General features: G+C 55.2%; 15 protein-coding genes and 1 tRNA gene. 7 read left to right on the top strand and 9 right to left on the bottom strand.

Annotated elements, in window-relative coordinates; all coding sequences use genetic code 11:
• Nucleotides 1-105: 105 nt before the first annotated feature.
• From ACJ8HT_RS05150 to pepA, 3 genes are all read right to left on the bottom strand, one after another.
• The gene (locus ACJ8HT_RS05150) at nucleotides 106-2,982 is read right to left on the bottom strand and encodes a valine--tRNA ligase (RefSeq protein ID WP_087762999.1); all 2,877 of its coding nucleotides are present in this window, start codon (nucleotides 2,980-2,982) and stop codon (nucleotides 106-108) included.
• A 12-nt stretch (nucleotides 2,983-2,994) separates the two neighbouring features.
• Nucleotides 2,995-3,444 (bottom strand): DNA polymerase III subunit chi, encoded by a 450-nt coding sequence (locus ACJ8HT_RS05145; protein ID WP_004933353.1) that lies wholly within the window; start codon nucleotides 3,442-3,444, stop codon nucleotides 2,995-2,997.
• A gap of 84 nt (nucleotides 3,445-3,528) precedes the next feature.
• Nucleotides 3,529-5,040, bottom strand: coding sequence for a leucyl aminopeptidase (pepA, locus tag ACJ8HT_RS05140; protein ID WP_004933352.1), 1,512 nt, complete (start codon nucleotides 5,038-5,040; stop codon nucleotides 3,529-3,531).
• Nucleotides 5,041-5,322: 282 nt separating this feature from the next.
• Here pepA and lptF point away from each other — a divergent pair, with 282 nt between their 5' ends.
• The 3 genes from lptF to ACJ8HT_RS05125 all read left to right on the top strand — a co-directional run bounded on the left by lptF (nucleotide 5,323) and on the right by ACJ8HT_RS05125 (nucleotide 8,342).
• Nucleotides 5,323-6,417 (top strand): LPS export ABC transporter permease LptF, encoded by a 1,095-nt coding sequence (lptF, locus tag ACJ8HT_RS05135; RefSeq protein WP_044029829.1) that lies wholly within the window; start codon nucleotides 5,323-5,325, stop codon nucleotides 6,415-6,417.
• Entirely contained in the window at nucleotides 6,417-7,487 is a 1,071-nt protein-coding gene (lptG, locus tag ACJ8HT_RS05130; RefSeq protein ID WP_019453290.1) for an LPS export ABC transporter permease LptG, read from the top strand. The genes lptF and lptG overlap by 1 nt, the downstream gene beginning before the upstream one ends.
• 135 nt (nucleotides 7,488-7,622) lie before the next feature.
• Nucleotides 7,623-8,342, top strand: a complete 720-nt coding sequence (locus ACJ8HT_RS05125; RefSeq protein WP_174136415.1) for a LuxR family transcriptional regulator — start codon at nucleotides 7,623-7,625, stop codon at nucleotides 8,340-8,342.
• A 752-nt stretch (nucleotides 8,343-9,094) separates the two neighbouring features.
• Here ACJ8HT_RS05125 and ACJ8HT_RS05120 read toward each other — a convergent pair.
• Genes ACJ8HT_RS05120 through ACJ8HT_RS05110 form a run of 3 tightly spaced genes read right to left on the bottom strand, consistent with a single transcriptional unit; the run spans nucleotide 9,095 to nucleotide 12,243 of the window.
• Complete coding sequence (locus ACJ8HT_RS05120; RefSeq protein WP_350429780.1) at nucleotides 9,095-10,480, bottom strand: GntP family permease; 1,386 nt, start codon at nucleotides 10,478-10,480, stop codon at nucleotides 9,095-9,097.
• The gene (gene denD, locus ACJ8HT_RS05115) at nucleotides 10,480-11,445 is read right to left on the bottom strand and encodes a D-erythronate dehydrogenase (protein ID WP_197652790.1); all 966 of its coding nucleotides are present in this window, start codon (nucleotides 11,443-11,445) and stop codon (nucleotides 10,480-10,482) included. The genes ACJ8HT_RS05120 and denD overlap by 1 nt, the downstream gene beginning before the upstream one ends.
• Before the next feature lie 30 nt (nucleotides 11,446-11,475).
• A complete protein-coding gene (locus ACJ8HT_RS05110; protein WP_033636886.1) occupies nucleotides 11,476-12,243 on the bottom strand; it encodes a DeoR/GlpR family DNA-binding transcription regulator in 768 nt (255 codons plus the stop codon).
• 390 nt (nucleotides 12,244-12,633) lie between these two features.
• Between ACJ8HT_RS05110 and ACJ8HT_RS05105 the strand changes: the two genes are divergently transcribed.
• The 4 genes from ACJ8HT_RS05105 (at nucleotide 12,634) to dbpB (ending at nucleotide 16,790) form a co-directional block, all read left to right on the top strand.
• A tRNA-Leu gene (locus ACJ8HT_RS05105) sits at nucleotides 12,634-12,718 on the top strand.
• 772 nt (nucleotides 12,719-13,490) lie between these two features.
• Entirely contained in the window at nucleotides 13,491-14,342 is an 852-nt protein-coding gene (locus tag ACJ8HT_RS05100) for a hypothetical protein (protein ID WP_197652831.1), read from the top strand.
• Nucleotides 14,343-14,415: 73 nt separating this feature from the next.
• Nucleotides 14,416-15,666 carry a tRNA-guanine transglycosylase DpdA gene (dpdA, locus tag ACJ8HT_RS05095; protein ID WP_194572856.1) on the top strand — a complete coding sequence of 417 codons (1,251 nt, stop codon included), beginning with the start codon at nucleotides 14,416-14,418 and terminating at the stop codon, nucleotides 15,664-15,666.
• The gene (dbpB, locus tag ACJ8HT_RS05090) at nucleotides 15,663-16,790 is read left to right on the top strand and encodes a DGQHR domain-containing protein DpdB (RefSeq protein ID WP_194572857.1); all 1,128 of its coding nucleotides are present in this window, start codon (nucleotides 15,663-15,665) and stop codon (nucleotides 16,788-16,790) included. The genes dpdA and dbpB overlap by 4 nt, the downstream gene beginning before the upstream one ends.
• Nucleotides 16,791-16,819: 29 nt before the next feature.
• Here the strand turns inward: dbpB and dpdD are convergent, their stop codons facing one another.
• From dpdD to dpdJ, 3 genes are read right to left on the bottom strand one after another with little or no spacing between them, the layout of a single operon-like run.
• On the bottom strand, nucleotides 16,820-19,009 hold the full coding sequence (gene dpdD, locus ACJ8HT_RS05085) for a protein DpdD (RefSeq protein ID WP_197652789.1): 2,190 nt from the start codon (nucleotides 19,007-19,009) through the stop codon (nucleotides 16,820-16,822).
• Entirely contained in the window at nucleotides 19,002-19,532 is a 531-nt protein-coding gene (gene dpdK / locus ACJ8HT_RS05080; protein ID WP_016538299.1) for a phospholipase D-like domain-containing protein DpdK, read from the bottom strand. Before dpdK ends, dpdD begins: the two co-directional genes overlap by 8 nt.
• Before the next feature lie 12 nt (nucleotides 19,533-19,544).
• The gene (gene dpdJ, locus ACJ8HT_RS05075; RefSeq protein WP_197652788.1) at nucleotides 19,545-23,975 is read right to left on the bottom strand and encodes a protein DpdJ; all 4,431 of its coding nucleotides are present in this window, start codon (nucleotides 23,973-23,975) and stop codon (nucleotides 19,545-19,547) included.
• Nucleotide 23,976: the final 1 nt, after the last annotated feature.

Here is a 23,976-nt window from a genome sequence, read left to right as displayed (position 1 = left end):
AGTAATATCTTGTAATAACATCTAACCCGGCCCGGATGCAACGGCGATAAAAAAAACAGCGGGGAAGACCCCGCTGTTTTTCAGGCGTTGGCGTGAGCCGGTGGATTACAGCGCGGCGATGGTCGCCTGCTGTTCCTGCAGCTTCACTTTGCCTTCTTTGCAGGCCGCCAGACGATCGCGCTCTTTGGCGACCACCGCTTCCGGCGCGCGCGCCACGAAGCCTTCGTTTGCCAGCTTGCCTTCGATCGAAGCGATTTCCGCATCCAGCTTGCCCATCTCTTTCGCCAGGCGCGCGATCTCGGCGTCCTTGTCGATGAAACCGGCCATCGGGATCAGCAGCTCGGCGCCGTCCACCAGCTTGGTGACGGAGACCGGGCCTTTATCACCGGCCGGCAGCAGCGCGATGGATTCCAGGCGCGCCAGACGGGCGATAAAGCTTTGGTTCTCCTGCACGCGGCGCTGGGCGTCGGCGCTGCAGTTGCGCAGCAGTACGTCGAGCGCTTTGCTTGGCGCGATGTTCATCTCGGCGCGGATGTTGCGCACGGCGATGATGGTTTGTTTGATCCACTCCAGATCGTTCAGCGCCTGCTCGTCTTCCAGCGCGGCGTCGTAGGCCGGGAACGGCTGCAGCATGATGGTGTCTGCGGTCGTGCCGGTCAGCGGCTTCACGCGCTGCCAGATGGTTTCGGTGATGAACGGAATGATCGGGTGCGCCAGGCGCAGCAGCGCTTCCAGCACGGTGATCAGCGTGTGGCGGGTGCCGCGCTGTTCCGCTTCGCTGCCGTTGCTCACCACCGGCTTGGTCAGCTCCAGATACCAGTCGCAGAACTGGTTCCAGGTGAATTCGTACAGGATGTTGGCCGCCAGATCGAAGCGGTAGGTGTCCAGCGCTTCGCGGTAGGCTTTCACCGTGCGATTGAATTCGGCCAGGATCCAGCGATCCGCCAGCGACAACACTTTCTCGCCGCCGTTGAAGCCGCAGTCGTGCGCTTCGGTGTTCATCAGCACGAAGCGGCTGGCGTTCCACAGCTTGTTACAGAAGTTGCGGTAGCCTTCCAGGCGCTTCATGTCCCAGTTGATGTCGCGGCCGGTCGAGGCCAGCGCCGCCAGGGTGAAGCGCAGGGCGTCGGTGCCGTGCGGCTCGATGCCGTTCGGGAACTGCTTCTCGGTGCGCTTGCGGATTTTCTCCGCCAGCTGCGGCTGCATCATGTTGCCGGTGCGTTTTTCCAGCAGATCTTCCAGCGAGATGCCGTCGACCATGTCCAGCGGATCGATCACGTTGCCTTTCGACTTGGACATCTTCTGGCCTTCGTCGTCGCGGATCAGACCGGTCATGTAGACGGTCTTGAACGGCACCTGCGGCTTGCCGTTTTCATCCTTGATGAAGTGCATGGTCAGCATGATCATGCGCGCGATCCAGAAGAAGATGATGTCGAAGCCGCTGACCATCACGCTGGTCGGGTGGAAGGTTTTCAGCGCGTCGGTCTGCTCCGGCCAGCCCAGGGTAGAGAAGGTCCACAGGCCGGACGAGAACCAGGTGTCCAGCACGTCTTCGTCCTGGGTCAGCACCACGTCGGCGCCCAGGTTGTTCTCGCTGCGCACTTCTTCTTCGCTGCGGCCCACGTAGACTTTGCCGTTCACGTCATACCAGGCCGGGATGCGGTGGCCCCACCACAGCTGACGCGAGATGCACCAGTCCTGAATGTCACGCATCCAGCTGAAGTACATGTTTTCGTACTGCTTCGGCACGAACTCGATTTGGCCCTGTTCGACCGCTTCCACCGCCACTTTGGCCAGCGGCGCGGTGCGCACGTACCATTGGTCAGTCAGCATCGGCTCGATCACCACGCCGCCGCGGTCGCCGTAAGGCACCGTCAGGTCGTGCGGTTTGATCTCGTCAAGCAGGCCCAGATTATCGAAGGCGGCAACCACCGCTTTACGCGCCGCGAAGCGCTCCAGGCCACGGAACTCGGCCGGGATCTCGTTGCAGTAGTCGGTGCAGACTTCGCCCAGGGTGTTGAACACTTCCGCTTCCTGGCGGATGTCGCCGTCGAAGGTCAGAATGTTGATCATCGGCAGGCCGTGGCGTTTGCCGACTTCGTAGTCGTTGAAATCGTGCGCCGGGGTGATCTTCACGCAGCCGGTGCCTTTTTCCATATCGGCGTGTTCGTCGCCGACGATGCGGATGCGGCGGCCGACCAGCGGCAGAATGATCTCTTTGCCGATCAGATCTTTATAGCGCGGATCTTCCGGGTTGACCGCCACGCCGGTATCGCCCAGCACGGTTTCCGGACGGGTGGTGGCGACCACCAGATAGTCTTTGCCCTCGGCGGTTTTCGCGCCGTCAGCCAGCGGGTAGCGCAGGTGCCACATGGAGCCTTTGGATTCGCGGTTTTCCACTTCCAGATCGGAGATGGCGGTGCGCAGCTTCGGATCCCAGTTCACCAGGCGCTTGCCGCGGTAGATCAGGTCTTCTTTGTGCAGACGGACAAACACTTCGCGCACCGCGTTCGACAGGCCTTCGTCCATGGTGAAGCGCTCGCGCTCCCAGTCCACGGAGTTGCCCAGACGGCGCATCTGGCGGGTGATGGTGCCGCCGGATTCCGCCTTCCACTGCCAGATTTTGTCGATGAACGCGTCACGGCCGTAGTCGTGGCGGGTTTTGCCTTCTTCCGCGGCGATCTTGCGCTCCACCACCATCTGGGTGGCGATGCCGGCGTGGTCGGTGCCCGCCTGCCACAGGGTGTTTTTACCCTGCATGCGCTGATAGCGAATCATGGTGTCCATGATGGTCTGCTGGAACGCGTGGCCCATGTGCAGGCTGCCGGTGACGTTCGGCGGCGGGATCATGATGCAGAAGCTTTCCTGGCTGGTGTCGCCGTTCGGCTTGAAGTAACCCTGATTCTCCCAATGATCGTACAGCTTCTGTTCGATCTGTTTTGGGTCGTATGCGGTGTCGAGCTGACTGTTTGTCTTTTCCATTCTTTATCGTATTCAGTGAGTTGGCGGCGTAGCCGTGGTCAAATGGAAGCCGACGCTGCGATAGGCCTTGTAACGGTCGCGCGCCAACTGTTTCAGAGTGTCTTCGTAAGGAACGAAGTCTACCACTTCATGGAAAGCGGTAGCAAAATCGGCAAACTGCGGCAGCAGGGCGATCAGCAGATCGCGCGGGGCATTGCCGCGCTTGCCGGGCCAGCACAGTTCCACCGGCGCGCCGTAGTGCGGCCCTTCGCCGGCCAGGTTGTGCGGCACGAATTCATGCGGCTCGCGCTGCCACAGCGCTTCGTCCAGCCGCTGGGCCTGCTCCTGGCTCTCGCAGGCGATCAGCACCCGCTTGCCGGCGCGGAAGCCGTTGGCGGCAACGGCGCAGGCCACGGCCTCATGGGCGCTGAGCGCACCTGACGGTTCCGCGTTGTCGAGCAAATAAAACGTCGCCTGTTTCATTAAGGATCCACCGCTGCCGATAAAAAAATGTAGGGGCACAGCATGCTGTGCCCCTTGGGATTATACCTGAATTACCGCTCAGATTTAATCGTCGCCGTTCAGACCTGCACGGTTGAGCAGGAACTGCGACAGCAGCGCCACCGGGCGGCCGGTCGCGCCCTTGGCTTTACCGGAACGCCAGGCGGTGCCGGCGATATCCAGGTGCGCCCAAGTGTACTTGCGGGTGAAGCGCGACAGGAAGCAGGCGGCGGTGATGGCGCCGCCAGGGCGGCCACCGATGTTCGCCATGTCGGCGAAGTTGGAGTCCAGCTGCTCGTAGTACTCGTCGGCCATCGGCAGGCGCCAGGCGCGGTCGCCGGCCTGCTCGGAAGCGCCCAGCAGCTCGTGCGCCAGCGGATTGTGGTTCGACATCAGGCCGGTGATGTGATGGCCCAAGGCGATCACGCAGGCGCCGGTCAGGGTGGCGATGTCGATCACCAGCTCCGGCTCGAAGCGCTCGACGTAGGTCAGGGTGTCGCACAGCACCAGACGGCCTTCGGCGTCGGTGTTGAGTACCTCGACGGTCTGGCCAGACATGGTGGTCAGCACGTCGCCCGGACGGTATGCCCGGCCGCCCGGCATGTTTTCACAGCCGGCCAGCACGCCGATCACGTTCAGCGGCAGGTTCAGCTCCGCCACCACGCGCATCACGCCGTACACGGTCGCCGCGCCGCACATGTCGTATTTCATCTCGTCCATACCGTCGGCCGGTTTGATCGAGATGCCGCCGGAGTCGAAGGTCAGCCCTTTACCTACCAGCACGATCGGCTTAGCGTCCGGATTTGGGTTGCCCTTATATTCCATCACCGACATCAATGATTCGTTCTGCGAACCGGCGCCGACCGCCAGGTAGGCGTTCATGCCCAACTCTTTCATCTGCTGTTCGCCGATGACGCGGGTGGTGATATTGGTGCTGAAGGCGTCCGCCAGCTGGCGAGCCTGCGAGGCCAGGTAGCCGGCGTTACAGATGTTCGGCGGCATGTTGCCGAGATCCTTGGCCGCCTTGATGCCGGAAGCCACCGCCAGACCGTGCTGGATAGCGCGCTCGCCGCTGGTGAGCTCACGGCGGGTCGGCACGTTGAACACCATTTTGCGCAGCGGACGGCGCGGCTCCACCTTGTTGCTTTTCAGCTGATCGAAGGTGTAGAGCGTCTCTTTGGCGGTTTCCACCGCCTGACGCACTTTCCAGTAGGTATTGCGGCCTTTCACGTGCAGCTCGGTCAGGAAGCAGACCGCTTCCATCGAGCCGGTGTCGTTGAGGGTATTGATGGTTTTCTGGATCACCTGCTTGTATTGGCGCTCATCGAGCTCGCGCTCTTTGCCGCAGCCGATCAGCAGGATGCGCTCGGAGAGAATGTTGGGCACATGGTGCAGTAGCAGCGTCTGCCCGACCTTGCCTTCCAGTTCGCCACGGCGCAGCAATGCGCTGATATAACCATCACTGATTTTGTCGAGTTGTTCTGCGATAGGGGACAGGCGGCGCGGTTCGAAAACGCCGACTACAATACAGGCACTGCGCTGTTTTTCCGGGCTACCGCTTTTTACACTGAACTCCATGCACTCTCCTGAATCTTAAAGACAAAGGCGGACGCTACGGCTAGAATAACCGACTCCGTAACGATCTCCTGCCATTTGAGTTAACGGATTATGTTAACCTGAACGGCATAAATTGCTCTGTTTTGGCGACTATAAGCAAGTTCCTATAGGACACCCAAACGGCTTGATGTTGTAATACTATTTTAGCTGTGAAGGTTGCCATATGATGAGAATAAATGGCGGATTAACGATGAAATTATCGATTTTCCTGCAAAAAGACAAGTTTTCACAGGCGTAATAAGCGTGATCATCATAAGATATCTGGTACGGGAAACGCTCAAGAGCCAAATCGCCATCCTGTTCATCCTGCTTCTGATCTTCTTTTGTCAGAACCTGGTCAGGGTGTTGGGCGACGCGGTGGACGGCAATATCCCGACAAACTTAGTACTCTCCCTGCTCGCGTTGGGCGTGCCGAAAATGGCGCAGCTCATCCTGCCTTTGAGCCTGTTTCTCGGCTTGCTGATGACGCTTGGGCGGTTGTATACCGAGAGCGAAATCACCGTTATGCACGCCTGCGGGCTGGGCAAACGCACCCTGATTATCGCCGCCATGATCCTGGCGCTGCTCACCTCTGCGGTCGCGGCGGTGAACGTGTTTTGGGCCGGCCCCTGGGCCTCGCGCTATCAGGACGTGGTGGTGAACGAAGCCAAGGCCAACCCGAGCATCGCCGGGCTGGCGGAAGGGCAGTTCAAACCCTCGCAGGACGGCAACGCGGTGCTGTTTATCGGCAACGTGAAGGGCAGCACCTTCAACGACGTGTTCCTGGCGCAGCTGCGGCCGAACGGCAACCAACGCCCGTCGGTGGTGGTGGCCGAGCACGGCAACATCGTGCAGCAGAAAGACGGCTCGCAGGTGGTGACGCTCGACAAGGGCACCCGCTTTGAAGGCACCGCGCTGCTGCGCGACTTCCGCATTACCGACTTCACCGACTACAAGGCGGTGATTGGCCACCGCACCGTGGCGGCGGACAACACCGAATCCGAACAGATGTCGATGCAGACGCTGTGGGAGTCCGACGATCCGGACGCGCGCGCCGAGTTCCACTGGCGCCTGACGCTGGTGGTGTCGGTGGCGCTGATGGCGCTGCTGGTGGTGCCGCTCAGCGTGGTGAACCCGCGCCAGGGCCGCGTGCTGAGCATGCTGCCGGCCATCCTGCTGTATCTGATCTTCTTCCTGCTGCAGACCTCGCTGCGCTCCAACGCCGGCAAAGGCAAGCTGGATCCGATGCTGTGGCTGTGGCTGGTTAACGGCGTTTACTTCGCGATCGCGCTGGCGCTGAACCTGTGGGATACCGTGCCGATGCGCAAGCTGCGCGCACGCCTGAGAGGAGCGGCCTGATGTTTGGCGTATTAGACCGGTATATCGGTAAAACGATTTTCAACACCATCATCATGACGCTGTTCATGCTGGTGTCGCTGTCCGGCATCATCAAGTTCGTCGATCAGCTGCGCAAGGTCGGCCAGGGGGAATACACCGCGCTGAGCGCCGGCATGTACACCCTGCTGAGCGTGCCGAAAGACATCGAGATCTTCTTCCCGATGGCGGCGCTGCTCGGCGCGCTGCTCGGCCTGGGCCAACTGGCGACGCGCAGTGAACTGGTGGTGATGCAGGCTTCCGGCTTCACCCGCCTGCAGATCGCCGGCTCGGTGATGAAAACCGCCATTCCGCTGGTGCTGCTGACCATGGCGATCGGCGAGTGGGTGGCGCCGCAGGGTGAGCAGATGGCGCGCAACTACCGCGCCCAGCAGATGTACGGAGGTTCGCTGCTCTCCACCAAGAGCGGGCTGTGGGCGAAGGACGGCAACGACTTCATCTACATCGAGCGCGTCTCCGGCGATAAAGAACTCTCCGGCGTGAACATCTACCACTTCAACGACCAACGTCGCCTCGAGACGGTGCGCTATGCCGCTACCGCCAGCTTCGAGAACGGCCTGTGGCAGCTTTCGCAGGTGGACACCTCGGATCTGACCAACCCGAAACAGGTGACCGGCACCCAGACGCTGACCGGCGAATGGAAAACCAACCTGACCCCGGACAAGCTGGGCGTGGTGGCGTTGGATCCGGATTCGCTCTCCATCAGCGGGCTGCACAACTACGTGAAGTACCTGAAGCAGAGTGGCCAGGAATCCAACCGTTACCAGCTCAACATGTGGAGCAAAATCTTCTCCCCGCTGTCGGTGGCGGTGATGATGCTGATGGCGCTGTCGTTCATCTTTGGCCCGCTGCGCAGCGTGCCGATGGGTATCCGCGTGGTGACCGGCATCAGCTTCGGCTTCCTGTTCTACGTGCTGGACCAGATCTTCGGCCCGCTGAGCATGGTCTACAGCATGCCGCCGGTGCTGGGCGCACTGCTGCCGAGCATGCTGTTCCTGCTGATCAGCGTGTATATGCTGCTCAAACGCAAGTAGCGGGGCGATCGGTAGTGAAGAAAGGCGTGGCCGCGGGGCCGCGCCTTTTTTGTTGGGGGGGCATGTCCCCGCCTGCGGTTTTTGTCGTGTTATAGTCACTTTAGCGGCAATGCAGGGAGAGGGAGCAGGCAGCCAATGGAAGACGAATATAATCTCAGTAACATTATCGGCAAGCGCTTGGAAGCGGCTCTAGGAGAGTTGGGCGATCTCCTGTGGGCGTATGTGGTGTTATCCAAAAAAGACATTGCCTGCATCTTTGGCGTCACCAACTACCCGAGTGAATGGGTAAAAAAGTATCAAGAGCAGGGGTTGCAGTACATTGATCCGGTGGTGCTTACCGCCCGCAACCGCCTGACCCCCTTCGCCTGGGACGAGCAAATCATGGCTGACGCGGGGCTGCACTTTCCTGAGCTGTTCGAACAGGCCCGCGAGTTTGGCGTAACGCACGGCTATACCTTTGTGCTGCACGATTACAACGACAATCTCGTCACGCTTTCCTTTGCCTTTAACGTTGAGCAGAGAGCGGAAGCCATCCGGGCACTCACCGATCGTAAAGGTGATATTTCGGTATTGCTGGCCTCAATCCATGAGTCGTACCTGGCGCTGTCCCCACTGTCAGAAAAAAACGCTGCATCCCTGGAGCGTAACGCCCGTTTTACCGACAGGGAAAACGAGATCCTCTATTGGGCCAGCGTGGGTAAAACCTACCAGGAAACGGCGATGATCCTGGGCATAAAGACCGGCACCATCAAGTTTCATATGTCCAACATTGTCAAAAAGCTGGGGGTCACGAATGCCCGACATGCTGTGCGCCTGGGGATGGAGCTGCGGCTGATTAAACCGGTGGAGTACTGAGGCAACGGCTGCGCAGAACTCATCAGCGGGATATGTCTAGAGGGAGAAAATATCGGCTAGCGAATAGCGTCTTTCGATTCAGGAAATGACGGGCGTTAATCGGTATTGACTTGCCCGCGTGTCGGTTCATGTTGAGGGCGTAATATAGAGTACCTGCCCCGATCTCTGCGATAGGAAATAATAACCTGTATGAACTGATAAAGGTCTAGTAAGGTACTGTACTTTAGTCTAACTAGTTTCTCATCCCTTAAGGCGGTACACTTTCCCGGTAATTTTTTGATAAAAATACAAAAAAAAACCTGACCGCGTAGGGCCAGGTTGCCAATATTGGCCAACACCAGGGAAAATTTTCTTGCACCATCTTAAAGCTATTAACTCCGCAGAGGCAAGCGATCTCAGCTGGTTTTTAGGCATTAACTAGCCATTTTGTTAGGTCTGTACGCTATTTTCTGGTGATTTAAGATAAAACCCACCTAACGGAAATAACCTCTATTCTTCGCTGGCCTAAATTTCGATTTTCTATTTCCTGCCTGATTTTCACCAATGAAAAAATAGTGTTCTCGGAATGTTACGCAACCTCATTCTTTATTGGCTGACACATGGGTATGCAATTATTTGCAGCATTGCCATTGTGTCTGGGGATTATTTTATGCTGGCTGCATTGGTTGAGAAGAGCTGATTGGGGGGCGAAAGAATACGTTTGGGGCGCGATCTAACAGATCGCGCCCTGGGGTTGACGTTGGGGGGAAGCGTTACAGCAGACAGTCCAGCAACACCACGCCGCACAGGCTGATAGCCCAGGCGATAGTGGTGGGTACCGACCACACCATCATCTGTTGGCGCACGTCCTTGATGCCCATCATGCGGTTGACCACCCAGAACATGCTGTCGTTGAAGTAGCTGAAGAACAGCGCGCCCAGGGTGGCCGCCTGCGCCGCCGCTAGCATATTGACGCCGGGCAGCAGGCTGACGATCGGCGCCGAGATCGAGGCGGCGGTGATCATCGCCACCGTACCGGATCCCTGTATCACCCGCACCAGCGTGGCGATGACGAACGGGATCAGCACCGGCGAGATCGGCAACCCGGCGACCTGTTCCGCCAGCTGCGTGCCGGCGCCGCTCTCGCGTAGCACCGCCCCCAACGCGCCGCCGGCGCCGGTAACCAGCAGGATGATGCCGGCGGTCTGCAGGCCTTCCTCCAGCCGCTCCAGCGTGTCGTGCTTGTTGGCGTGCGGCATCAGGGTGTACACCGCCAATAGCACGCTGATCGCCAGCGCAATCATCGGCGAGCCGAGAAACGCAAAGCTTTGGCCCCACAGGCTCTCCGCCAGCCAGCCCATGCCCTCGCGCTTGGCCAGCATATTGTTGACCGCGTTGACGAAGATCAGCCCGATCGGCGTCAGGATCGGCAGCAGCGACAACATCAGGCTCGGCAGCGCCTTGCCCTCTTTCTCCGCCAGATACTGCTGATGCGCGGCGCGCAGATCCTGCGGCGCTTCCTCTTCCTGCGGCATAAAGTCCGGGTAGCGCGCGCCCAGCCAGCGCGCATACAGCACGATGCCGATCACGCAGGGGATGGCCAGCACCAGCCCGGCCAGCATCATGGCGCCGATATCCACGCCGAAGATGCCCGCCACGCCCAGCGGCCCCGGCGTTGGCGGCACCGCGTGGTGGGTGAGGATCAGCCCGCCGGCCAGCGCGACGCCGAGCGTCAGCAGGTTGCGCTTGCCCTTTTTCGCCAGCGCCTTGACCAGCGGATAAAGGATGACGAACGCCGAATCGACGAAAATCGGGATACTGACGATATAGCCGGTGATGGCCAGCGCCCACTCCTCGCGCCTTTTGCCCAGCCATTTGATAAAGCTGTAGGCGATTTGCTCGGCGGCGCCGGAGACCTCCAGCACCCGCCCCATCATCACCCCCAGCCCGATGACGATGCCGATGCTGCCGAGCGTAGAGCCGAAGCCCTTGGTTATGGCGTCGACGGTTTGCGTGGCGCCCATGCCGCCGGTAATGCCGGCGATGGAGGCGGCGATAAGCATGGCGATCAGCGCATGCACGCGGGTGCGCAGCACCAGGAAGATCAGTGCGAACACCGCCACCGCCAGCCCGATGATTGGGGTATACATCGCCATGATCATCCCCCGCCTTGCGGCATGTCGTCGCGGATAAAGGCGCGGATCGCCTGCTCGAAGCTTTCATCGGCGATGAAGCCCAAGTGCCGCGCCCGTTGGGTGTCGAACTCGCCCGGCCAGCCAGCGACGATGCGGTTGATGGCGGCGTCCGGCTCGAATCGTACCCGTGCGGCGACGACGTCACCGGCCACCGCGCGCAGCGCTTCGAGCATCTCCCGCACGCGCACGCTGATGCCTGGCAGGTTGAGCGTGCGCAACGCGCCGAACGCCGAAGCGGGCAGCGTGGCGGCGTGGATGAAGTTGCTCACCACCGCGGCCGGGCTGGAGAGCCACAGCGCCAGTTCGGCGTCTACCGGGCACACCGACTGCTCGCCGTGCAGCGGCTCGCGGATGATGCCGCTGGCGAACGACGAGGCCGCCTTGTTCGGCTTGCCCGGCCGCACGCTGATGGTGGGCAGGCGCAGCACGCGGCCATCGACGAAGCCTTTGCGCGCATAGTCGTTGATCAGCAGCTCGCACATCGCCTTCTGCGCGCCGTAGGAGGATTGCGGGGTGACCGCGCAGCGATCGTCGATCACCGGCGGCAGCTCGCCGCCGAACACCGCCAGCGAACTGGTGAAGATAAACTTCATGCCCGGAGCCCGGCGGCGCGCCGCTTCCAGCAATTGGCGCGTGGCGTCGAAATTGACCTGCATGCCGAGATCGAAATCGCTCTCCGCATGGCTGCTGACGATGGCCGCCAGGTGGAACAGCACGCCACAGTCGGCGTCGATCAGCCGCTCCGCCGCGTCGGGCTGCGACAGATCGAGCGCCAGACACTGCAGGCGCGCATCCGGCAGCGGGGCGGGCGGCGGGGTGATGTCCGCCAGGATCAGCGTGTCGAAGGCCAGCGGGCAACTGCCGTGCAGCAGCGCTTTCGCCAGCCGCTGGCCGAGAAAACCGGCGCCGCCGGTGATGACGATGTTCATATGGTGCTCCTTTCCCTAGCGTTGTTGTTATCAGAGTTGGACGTTGTGCAGTTGCAGACCGCGCTCGCGCAGCAGCTGCTGCGCTTCCGGCGGCAGCGCGGCGTCGCAGATGATGTCGCTCAGCGCCTCCAGCGGACAGACACGGAACATGCCGTATTTGCCGTACTTGCTGCTGTCGGAGACCAGCACCCGGCGGCGGGCGACCTCCAGCAGCGCCTGCTTGACCAGCACCTTCTCCTCGTGCGGCGTGGAGAGGCCATGCTCCAGATCCCACGAGCTGGTGCTGATGAAAGCCACGTCGATATTCAGGCTTCGCAACAGCATGGCGGCACTGTTGCCGACGCAGGAGTAGTTGCGCTGATCCACCTGGCCACCGGTGTGGAACAGGCTTAGCTGCGGGCGATTCATCAGGTGCTGAATGATGGAAAAATCGTTGGTGACTACCGTCAGATTGAAGCGCTCCGCCAGGCTGCGGGCGATCTCGAAGGTGGTGGTGCCGGCGTCCAGATAGACCACCTGGCCGTCTTCCACCAAGCCGGCGGCGTATTTGCCGATCTCGCGCTTGTGGCGATGGTGCAGCTGCGCCTTCTCGCAATAGGCCAGCTCCTGGCGCAGCGCCTCGCTCAGGCGTACGCCGCCGCTGACGCTGACCACCTTGCCTTGCTCTTCCAGCACGCGGATATCGCGCCGCACCGTCATGTGGGAGACGCTCATCAGCTCAGACAGCGCGCTGATGCTCGCCAGCTGGTATTCATGCACATAGCGATAGATGTAATCGCGGCGTTCAGACGGGATCATGTTCGCTCCTGTGGCCCCGGCGGCGGCAGGGCGCCGCGAAGCTGTTATTTTTTGTTATGGAGGAACATCTTCAACCATCGCGATTAACAAGTAAGCGACAGTTATCACAAATGCCGGCGTGGGGGTTGGGGCGGGAATTGTTATTAACTTAATGATTAATTTCTGATTATAGGCTCTCATCCAGATTTCGCTGTGCAACACCATCCTGTGATAATTAATGTGACATGCGACAAAGTTTGTGAATCGGCTGAGCGGCGGGTTGGTGAGAGAGGATGGGCAAACGTGCGCTGCGGCGCTTTTTTCGACACTTAACTCATTGAACAACGGATAAGTGTTGCGTGACGATCGCGGGAAGGTATAATGCACCCGTTTTCCGCATACTACTTCAGTGCCGAAGTGGCGAAATCGGTAGACGCAGTTGATTCAAAATCAACCGTAGAGATACGTGCCGGTTCGAGTCCGGCCTTCGGCACCATTAAGTACCGCACGAACAAGAAGCCACCGAAAGGTGGTTTTTTTGTGTTTGAAATCCAATAGCTATCTATCCTGTTATATTAACTCTCTCAAGGCAAACTGACTCCAACGTGCATCTCTTCATAAGGTCGAGCATCTAGATGAACACAGACGGATGCTGCAGGGGTGGGCTGATTTCTGGATGCTAAACGGGAGTAGGGCATAAGCCCCTATGAAGTTGGTAAGTAGCTTAGTTCGTTATGCTTACTAAGTGCGAATTGTCAAAGTCATCTTGAACTTCAATCAATACTTTTTTATAACTATATTTATCTATCCTGCCGGCATCAGAGATGCATTATGAAAACTTTCGATACCCAACTTGCGATGAGTATTGTATTGCACTCAACTGGAGGTTTTAGTTCCGATACCCTTGCCAGAGCTTTGATTTCTAAAGATAAATATGAATATTCTGAAGATCTTCTGGAGTCATGTCGAAGATTTTGTCTATCCCTTGAGGAAAAAGGCATTTTGAGACGATGCCAAAGATGTTCACACGCTCAGGATGAGTATTTCGAATACATTCCTCACTAACATCAATCCCTGAAATTTTTTCAAGGACTGGCAACTCCGTTCTTGTCATCCCCCTTTTTCTGAGGTAGCTTGTGTAACACGGTTTGGGGGGAGCGATTGTGAGCAACATCAACTTAATAACTACATGCACAAATGGCAAACACTTTGGAAGCGGAGATATATTGAGCCTGAGTCAATTTTCATCAGGCCGAACCCCTTCAAATGTGCTTGTTAATTCTTGGTGTAATGCTCTGAATGAAGCTATATCTACATCCGCAACTGTATGTGTAGAGGACCTTTATAAAGGTGGGCACTGGGCGACAGCTAAAGCGATATTAAATAATTATCCTATTGATTTATGGGTTCTTTCTGCTGGCTTAGGACTCCTTCACCACAAAGACAATGTGGTACCCTATAAAGCGACCTTTGCTGTCGGATATGACGAATCAATACCATTATATTCTCAAGAATATGTAGGGAAGAGCTTTCATAGAACATGGTGGAAAGAAGTAACCAATAGATCTGTATTTAAATCTAAACATCCTACATCTATTTTAGATTTAATGAAAAAAAATAAAAAAGACTATTATATAATCTGCGGATCTCCAGATTATATTAATGCAATTGAGCTAGATATTATTAATGGTCTTGAGTATCTGGTTGATGCAAAAAAACAATTACTTATTATAACCTCCAAAAAAATCAATGGCAGGTTGATTACACACCTTTTTAAAACAAACAAAAATATGGCTCAGTGGTTGAAATGCAATATGCTTATGCTTAATATTAGTGTGGCAAAATATATTGTGAAGGAATTTACATCAAAGCAACTAAGTGATTTAAATGAGTTTTCTAAAGATCTATTTGAAGAACTCAAAGAATTACCTGAGCGAGAAATAAAAAAAGGAATTCGCCGCAGTCCGGAGGAAGTTAAGTCTTTCATTTTAAAATTTTTGCAACAAAAACCAGATTTGAGTGCTACACATGCGTTGCGTGAATTTCGTGACTCAGGAAATTCATTTGAAGAAAAACGTTTCCGGGCTGAGTTTAAGGCCCTGATGGAGGCTAAACCTTAATGCGACTTGCCTGGGTTTCATGATAGAATTCCCCGTTTTTTGAGGCTTTGCAGTGGCGTCACAGGAGAGTAAGTTGTCGAAGCTAAAGTATTTTTTCCCTGATAGTCAGGATTTTATCGATCCCAGTTTCGACTTCCTCCGCGAAACGCGTAACGAACATCGTGTGCGTCAACGTGACGATCATTATCCGCATGAGGTCTTTCCTCATCCTTACGACGGTATGCTGGTTTCTAAAGCCGTGGTGGATGGTCTTGGTGGTGGTGAGAGCAAATATACCCGTGCCCAACGTTTACGTTACTTTCGTAATGGTATGAAGCATTTTTTCCGGTTGCCGGAAAAAATGGAAACTATGGGTGATTGCGGAGCCTTCACCTATGTCAACCAGGATGTCCCGCCGTACCGGGTGGAAGAGGTCATTGAATTCTATGAAACTTCTCGCTTTAACTACGGAGTATCACTCGACCATATCGTTTTTGGCTACGAAAAACCGGGCGAGCCGTTCTCTGGAGAGATACTGGCAGAATGCCGTCGTCGTCAGGATATTACCCTGACGCTGGCGCAGGAGTTTTTGGTGAAGTCGCAGAAAAACTGCTTCACGCCGTTTGGCGTGGCGCACGGTTGGAGTAAGAAATCCTACCGCCAGTCGGTAGAAGCACTGCTGGCTATGGGCTATAAAAATATCACCATGGGGGGTATGGTGCCGCTGAAAACTGCGCAGATCCTCGAGACTCTGGAAGAGATTAAGCCGCTGTTTAAAAGCGATACCCAGGTGCATCTGCTGGGGATTGCTCGACCGGAAAGCTTCGTCGACTTCATCCGTCTGGGCGTCACCAGTATCGACTCCACAACGCCGCTTCAGCAGGCGTTTAAAGATCGTAAAAACAACTATCATACGCCTGATGGCCCGGCCTATACCGCTGTGCGTGTGCCTCAGTTTGATGCGAATCCAAGTTTGAGTCGCAAAATAAAATCTGGCGTGATTGATCAGGATATTGCACGGCATCTGGAAAAGGATGCCATGAATGCCCTGTTCGAATACGATAAAGAAGCTTTGTCCCTTCAGAAAACTCTTGATGCAGTCCTAGCTTATGAACGCCTGCATTCGGGTGAAAAAGAGGCCGACAAAATCCGTGCGGATTATGAGCGTACGCTGGGAGAACGCCCCTGGAAAAAATGCCAGTGCGATATTTGCCAGGCCATCGGTATCAACGTCATCATTTTCCGCGGAGCAGAACGTAACCGTCGCCGGGGTTTCCATAATATTCAGGTGTTGTACAACCGTTTACAGCACACATTATCATTACGCTCAGAGGAACTGTCATGAGTGAATATCGTGTTCCCGCCCTGCGAATCCGACAGGGTGAGGAGAGGCAACTCTACAGCCTTGCGATAGAAGGTAAACAAATCAGCAAAATTGCAGCGATTTCACGTATTCGTCGCGGCGAAGAGAGTTTGGTCGGTTATCAGCGTCCAGAAGTACGTAACCATATTCGCGAAATTCAGCGCTACATTGAGAGCTCGAATCCGATGATACCAAACCCGGTGATTATTGCTTTTGATAAGCGTGTGCGTTTTGAACCGCTTACAGATAATGGCGACATGGGACATCTGGTAATACCTTTCTCCGAAGATAAGGATTTTGAGAAGCCAGGTTTTATTGTGGATGGTCAACAACGTACCGCTGCTTTGCGAGATGCGGAAATTGACTCGTTTATGATGCCGGTCTCCGCTTTTATCGCTAATGATGCGGAAGAACAGCGTGAACAGTTTATGTTGGTTAACTCTACAAAACCGTTGCCCAAAACGTTGTTATACGAGCTGGCACCGCATACCCACGGTCGTTTGCCATCCGATCTGCAAATGCGTAAGTTTCCTTCACTGCTGACCCAACGACTGAACTTCGGCGAAGGTTCACTTGCAGGGCGCATCAAAACGGCGACCAATCCTGATGGGGTTATTGCTGACAACTCGATGATCAAAATGATCGATGCCAGTCTTCGCGAAGGAGCATTGTATCGATTCCGTGACCCCGCGACAGGGTTGGGGGATGAAGGGAAGATGGTGAAACTGCTGAATAACTTCTGGTCGGCTGTGGAAACTGTGTTTACCGATGACTGGGATAAAAAGCCTCGCTATTCCCGCTTGTTACATGGCGTTGGTATTCTTGCGCTTGGCAGCTTGATGGATGAAATCGATCAGGTTCATCAGGACTATAAAGGTGAACCTGGCTGGACTGAGATCCCTTCCTACACTCGTTTTGTCGAAGAGCTAAACCGAATTAAGCCGCTTTGTGCATGGAGCAGTGGCGTGTGGAACTTCGGCAAAGATATTGATGGTCAGCCTATCGTCCGTAAATGGAACGAACTGCAAAATCTTTCAAAAGATATATCTTTGGTTACTGATTATCTTGTAACCAGCTATATAAAGACGGCAAACGCAAACATCTAAAAAAATAAGGGGCGAATGCCCCTTATTTTTTATACGTCAATACTCATGGGTTGTTGAAGACGTGCAACAAAGGCATTGAGAATCGAACCAGCACCTTTACCTTCAGGATAAATGAGATCGCGACGATGAGGCGTTATCGCATACAGTGCCTGATGTTTTGCGCTCGCGGCGGCAAAAATAAAGTAATCAGCCTGTTTTGCTAAATTGACCAGCTTATCCGTTGCGTTATGGTCATGATTCACATCTACTCTGATCCCCTGAAACAACACTTCAATCATCCCCCTGGCCCGGCGGGCAGCTCCTTCTGTCAGGGTATAAATGGCGACACGTTTGCCCGAGAGATCCGGAAGTGTTTCAGGCTCGCTATCATCGCTTCGTGCCGGTTCCGGAGGAAACGCTGAATCAGCACCATTGCCCAATACGTTGATGGCCAGACTACGCATGATGGCTCGGGTTGAGTGATCGAGGCGCGGCCATACACCAACAGCAAAAGTCTGAATATCCATCCATAGCGCGTTTCGTGTGGCGTTATCGTGCTCCGGTGCATCAAGAAACAGTTCGATCATCTCTTCAAGCGAGGTCAGATTTTTAAGTGAACTGCAGCGCTCAATAATGAGTTGCAATGTAGCAACAAAATTCTGGTATTCAGCCAGGGTGAGAGGACCTTGCAGGAAATATTCGGTTGCTAGGGTCGCCAGTTTGATGTCCGCCGGACTGACGCTTTGTTCCATCGCCAGAACATCCATCCATTTCAGCCATGTTGTACTCTGCAATTGCAGTTGGTTTTTCCCCAGCCATTCGATAAAGGCGGGCATGGCGTTGCGTAGTGTTGAAAAGGCATGCGGCGGAAAATCCTGCGCCAGCAGGTGAACAAAAGCCGATTCTTGGAAGGAAGTGGCTGGCCAGTGCTCGCTCTCCAGCGCGACAATTTGCATCAGAGCGTTTCTATCGGCATCGGGTTCGCGCAGGTGCGAGAACCAGTTGTCCCAGCCGGTGATGCTCGCGGCAGTAAGCCGGTTGATGCTCTCAATCAGCGTTTTTAGAAGAGGGGTTTTCTGAGCTTGATCAAGCAGCTGTGGATCTATCTTGCTGAGCATCTCAGCATAGCTCCCCAGCGTTTCGGCTGTGGCTGTCAACGACGTTTGTAGATAACTGGCCAGAGATTCAAGTGTTGTTGGCGGCAGCGACAACGAGACAGGAGAAGAGGCTGGAGTATCGTACGTGGTGCTCTTGAGTTCGGCCCAGTGCTGTAATTCCTGAAGCCATCCTGATTTCAGCGTGTCAGGTATCATGCTGAGCAGGTTTTGTTCACCCACCAGTGCCACGCCAATCGCCCAACTTCTCCAAGAGTTAATTTCCCCTTCCTCGCTTGCTAGCAGTGGAACCTGCGTAAAAAGCGGTTGGAGGGCAAGGAAGGCTGGGCGCAAAGCCGATGGCGTCTCCTGCGTGTAGCTAAGGGCATCATGGCCCAGATAGCGGTGCTGATAAGCGGCAAGTAGCATTCTGGTCAGCGACGAGGGAATGCGCCCTCTGATCAGATCTGGCAGGTCTTGGTGGTTTAGCAGGGCATCCCAATTTTGCCATTTCCCGGCCTGCTGAAGCTCAAGTAGCAGTAGATTGCGTTTGGAGAGCAGACCGTTATCACGCAGTTCTTGCAGAAAGTCATTGCTGGCCTCCACCTCTTTTTGATTTGTTGCCAGCATGAAATCGCTAAGGATACGACCAAACGGGCGCTTGCGGGTGCGAACGAGAGATGGACGCAGTCGGAACAGGTCAATCAACTCTTTCAGGGCGGCAAAAACCCGCGTTTTTGCCTGCTTATCCTCACGTTTACCTTCCAGCAACTCAATACGAATAAACCCTGCTGGGCTATGTTCGAGCAATGCGGTTTCTGCCGTAAAAGTCGGGCCAGAAGTCGGGCTCAAGTAAATTCGGCGGTCGGGCTCAACGTCAGCTGAACCAAGCCGGGCATTGATAACTTTGGTGAGTTCCTGCAGGGTGCGCTCATCTTCTGCCATCGCGAAGAAAACCCAGTGTTGGCGGTCGCACCAAGGCAGAATAATGGGCCATTCACCGTCTAGCGCGCTCTCCACAAGAGGCAACAGCGCATTTTTCTGCTCAGGCGCGTAAGCACCGGGGGAGTCGCTTAGCAGTTTATCAAGGCTGAGCAAATTGCTTTCGCCAAAGAAGGCCCTAATCCAAGATGGGATATTATTCATCACTGTCACCGAAGGTATATTGCCCACCGAATTCAATCAGTGCGTCAGAAATGAGGGTTTTGTTGCTGGAGAACAGCAAATGCTCATCGTTAAGGTTCGCACCGCTCCAGGTGTAGTTCATCGAACCTTTCAGAAAGAAGTGCTTTGTTAACATGCCTTTGGCATGTAGGTTCTCATAATAGGAGCATTGCATATCATGATTTGGCGAAAGTCTTGCCTGCAGTCGCTCAACGAACACTTTGTTAAGCGTGTCCGGGCGAGTGACTATCCTGAGTGGACAGCCGTTATTCACCGCCGTCGCCAGAAGTTCCTGGAAACTGACCATTCTGGCACCCCACGACGGATCAAGAAAACTCCATTGCCCCCCGCGATTATCAATGACGTCAAAATCGCTCATCCATGGCGAGATCAGCCAGATGAGTTCAGGGTACAGGATAAGCCCACTGAACTGCGCACTCAGTACTTCCCTCAGTTGTCGCTGTCCGAGAGGTCCATGGAGAAATATTTGTCGTTGCTCTTCCATTCATCGTTCTCCTTACTGCAGGGCTTCAGCCAGTTCGACTCGCAACACGATGTTGCCGCCTCGATAGTCGACGGCCCCAATTCTCGGGTAGAGGTGCAGGCCGAAATAATCGATAGGTACCAGTTGTAACGCGGATACGGTCTGTACCACCTGTTGGCGGGCTTCCCGGGGGATCAGTAATTCAGCAAACCCTTCGCGAGAGATCGCCGTGTGGATCTGCGAAAGCCAGTCGCTGTCTGTCACATCAATCTGCGTCGCAGGTTGCCAGAACAAGGTGCTGAGCAGCAGCCTTTCCGTGAGTTTTGGCCCGTTATCAAAGGGGTTGTAGTAGCTGAGTATCGACTGGCGGATAGTATTGCCACGCTGCCACAGCATGCCCTGAATCTGGCAAAAACGGTCGAAAATTTTTGTGACGTTCGCTCCGGGAAGTTCCTGAATTGCCTGAGTATGGGCAAAAATATTCAGGTTAATCTCATAACCAGCTTTGGCCTCTAGCGCCCGCCATTCGCGCAGATAGTCCAGCAAGCGCCGATCGTGAGAAAGCTGGCTGCCAGGGCGAAGGATGCGGGTATGCAACACAGACATAAAGCTGTGAGAAAGCGCAAATCCTTGTTTTTTTAGCTCAGTGCGTAGGTTTCCATTCGCAATCCGGCGATCATGATGACTCCCCGCTAAGCGTAAATCGTTCAGCGTCTGCTGCAATATGGTGTTTGAAGGGAGTCGCGAGAGCAGTTCGAAGAGATCGTCATCGATCTGCTCGTAGTCGCTGGCGGCAAAGCTACGAATAAACAGATTCAGCAGGGCGACCGGATCGCCGTGGAACGCTTCTTCGAGGCGGGTGATAATCCCGCAGCCCCCAGGCTCTGATTCGGTGAGCCAGATATCGAGTTGCTCCCCATTAAGAACGGCGTCAACGAGCAGTCCTCTGTCGTCCACCTCAGGCAGCAACATATGGCTGGTCTGTTTTACGGCACCTGAGAAGGTGCTGATCAACAACGTCTGGAGCCACTGGCAAAAAGAGGCATTTTGGCTGAGGTCGTCAGTCAACACGGCGCTATGCGTATCAAGCATTGCAAGCAGTTCCGGCTCGTTGAACAGACTCCTCAACTGCTGCTGTAGCTCCTGGCGCTCCGCTGAGCCCTCTCCATCTTCTTTGTTTTCAAAAATATTTTCGGCCTGGAACAGCGAGTCGGCAATTGTCGCCAGAGACTCTCTGCCCTCCGGCGTGCGTAGAGCGTGAATTGCATCAGTGAGGGCTGTGCTGCTGACAACTTCTTTGGTCAGCGCCGCCATATAGCACTCGTAGATCCAGTCAGCGGTGAAACTGTCATATTCAAAACGAGCTTCACTGCTAATACAGTGGCGGAAATAGAGCGTTCTGAGAGACCCGGCTAACTTTGTATCATTCATGACCTGCTGATGCAGTGCGGGAGGCAGCGTAAAGCTCAGCTTCATGCCATCCACCCACTGGCGGGCACCAACTGCGACTGGGTGACCGTTTTCGACCCATCTAAAATTCACCCAGGCCTGCTGTTTGCTTTTACTGCGCAGCGAAGCGCTGGCGGCGGTGGCATAACGCGTCAGCTCAAGGGGTGTCATATGTTGATGTGTATAAAATGTGGCGGACCGCAACACTGCGCTCCATGGCCCAGCGGGGATCGCCATCGCTTCGGCATGGGCATCTGTGGAAAAATGAGTGTGCCACGTTAGCTGAGAATTACTCTTCTCAGTCAGATTCTGTTTGAAATCAAGAGCTCGGGTAATAATTTGCAGAGGACGAATGACTTTTAGCTGCGATGCATCCGCAAGGGTTACCAGGCACTCCGGCTGCCAGGTATCACCAAATGCCTCGTTGATCTCGAAATCGATGTCTGAAACTTGGTTCAGTTGCGGCACAAAATTGTTTGGCACCAGCCAATCGGCTTCTAGATCGGAATAAATGGCGTAGCGCTTGGAGATGCGACCCGGTGCAAACTCCTTCAGGCCCTGAATAAATGGCAGATTTTCATATTTCGTAAAGCGGCGTTCAAGCTGGATGCTCAGTTCAGGCAAGTTCAACTCGCTGAAGAGGGCTGCTGGAATAAACGAAGGTAGTGGTGAACGCCCCGTCGATCTGTCTGCGCCGGGAGTACCCATCAGCGACCACCGGGTGGTCAATTGGCGCTTCAAGGTCGGGAGCAACTCCATCATGATAGAGCGTGGCGGAGACCACATAACGCGCTGAAGTTGCAGCTCGGTTATTTTGAGCGCGTAGAATAAGTATTGTTCGAGTTCCTGCTGAGAGACATTCTTTTCCAGCACGGCTGAAATCAAAGTGAGCATGCGCTCCAGATGCCCTTGTTGCACTTTGCTTTTGGGCGGATTGTTCAGCAATGACCAGATGTTACTGCCAGGAATCTTCATGCTTAGCCAGTCCAGAGTTGCCATCGCTGCCTGCATTTTCTGGATATGGATATTGCCTAGAGGGAGCGACTGGCCCTTGATTTCCGGTGTCACCAGTTCCTCATAACGTTGGTACACCACACGATCGCGGCCGAATTCTGACAGCACGACCACCATCCAGGGGCGCATGGTTCTTGAGCGCCCGGCACGGCCTTTGCGTTGCAGATAAGAGGCGACATTGCGCGGTGCTTTATGCTGAATCACTACCCCGACTGAAGGATCGTTAAAGCCGACTTCCAGCGAGGCGGTTGCCACGACAATGTCGGCTTTAGGATTGACTCCAGTGTCCTGGCTGGATGTCCGCGCCACGATGGCACGATCGTGACCATCAAGAGGATGCCCAATATCGATCACCATTCGCCAATTTTGACCGGCAAGGGTCAATGCGTCGGAAGCACCATTGTTTTCGTTACGCTTAGCTGCCAGCGGAATTTCGTTAGACAGAAGTTGTTGTCCGCGCGTACGCCACCCTTCGGCATCGCAAAGCTGGTGGTAGAGGCGGTTATTGATATCAAGATCGTCGGTAAAGACGAAGGTTTTGCGGCCCCAGGTGCCGTGCGACGTGGCTTTGCGGGTATCCATAATCCGGCGTGCCAGCATACTGGTTTGGATGGTGGTTGAGAGCAGAGCCGTTTGCGAAACGGGATCGCCTCGCAGTGCCAACAGATATTCAGCCCCTTCGTCTACCATCTCCTGGAAAGCGGGCTCAATGAGCATGACATGTTTTTTGTTGGCTCCTACCAAGTCTGCGAAGAACCGCTCAGCATCGCTCAACGTTGCCGAGAGGCCCACAAAATGCGGGCGGCAGCGCGCCAGTTGCATCCAGCGACGAAGTAGATAGGCAGTTTGTGCGCCGCTGTTGCCTGAATAGGTATGGACCTCATCGAGCAAAACCACCGGCGGTGCAATTACGTTCATGCCGACGCCGAACAGATGGCAGGCCTTGTTGTTGCCTAGATGCTGGTTGAGCATTTCAGTGGTGGTAAACAAAATATCCGGTGGGTTATTCATCAATGAGACGCGGGTGAGCACCACTTCATCTTCACCCACGCTGTGCGTGCAGTGCGTACAGCGCAAGATCTCTTTGCCCTGACGGATATCTTCCGCTTTCCAGCGCATTTCGCCTTGGCATTTTGGAGTGCTGCAGCGTAGCAGATCAAAAGGAAGATCTTTGTCTTTATCAACGTACTGGATGCTGTACGGCGTATCGCCAAAGAATGAGCCAATACGGATTTTTCGCCCTGAAAGTTTCTGTGCCTGGGTATCCACTTCACGGCATTTTCCCCAAGTCTCCATAAACTGATCTTTAAGCAACTCTTTACGCGGATAAAGGGCCAGTGAGCGAACCCGCGCCGAGCAATCGCGTTGCAGATCGTTGATAAGCGACGTTAGAGCAGGCAGATAAAACGCCAGGGTTTTACCGCTGCCAGTGCCGGCACATACGATGGTGGCGGTTGCTTCTTTGGCGTGTGGGTGGCGGCTGTGAAAATCCCATGCCCTCAGGATGCGCGCCGTCGCCTTGGACTGAAAACCGGCTATGGAGAAATCACCGATAAGCGTTTGCAGGGCCTGACGTTTAATGTCGTTCATCCACTCAACGTCGGACCATTGATTCAGCACCTCTTCAGCCGGATGTATCCTTGCCGGGTAACTGCGCGGGCGGCGGATAAAGCGATAGTCAGCCACCAGCGACCGCGTGCGATTCAACTGCTGGCCGCGAAACCACTGGCGCTGATGGCGAAACAGATGAACAGATTCCGCCATACGAGTGCGATAAAGCCTCATTCCCTGAGTATTGGGGATGCTAAATAACATCGCGGCGTCTTGAAGATCCTGCATTAGCACTTTGCCATTATCATCAGGAAAATGGTGGGCAAACAGGGACAGAATATCCGCATCCGTAAAGGCACCTTCCGTGTCTCCCCAGACTAGCAACTCGGCTTCGCGCCCTTCGAGCACGTCCAGCGCCGCATGCAGACGACTTATATCCTCAACAGTCATG

This window comes from Serratia sp. CY44782 (assembly GCF_052168715.1).
Lineage (GTDB): Bacteria > Pseudomonadota > Gammaproteobacteria > Enterobacterales > Enterobacteriaceae > Serratia > Serratia nevei.
The sequence above is the reverse complement of the archived record's forward strand: the minus strand, read 5'-3'. Positions and strand labels throughout refer to the sequence as shown.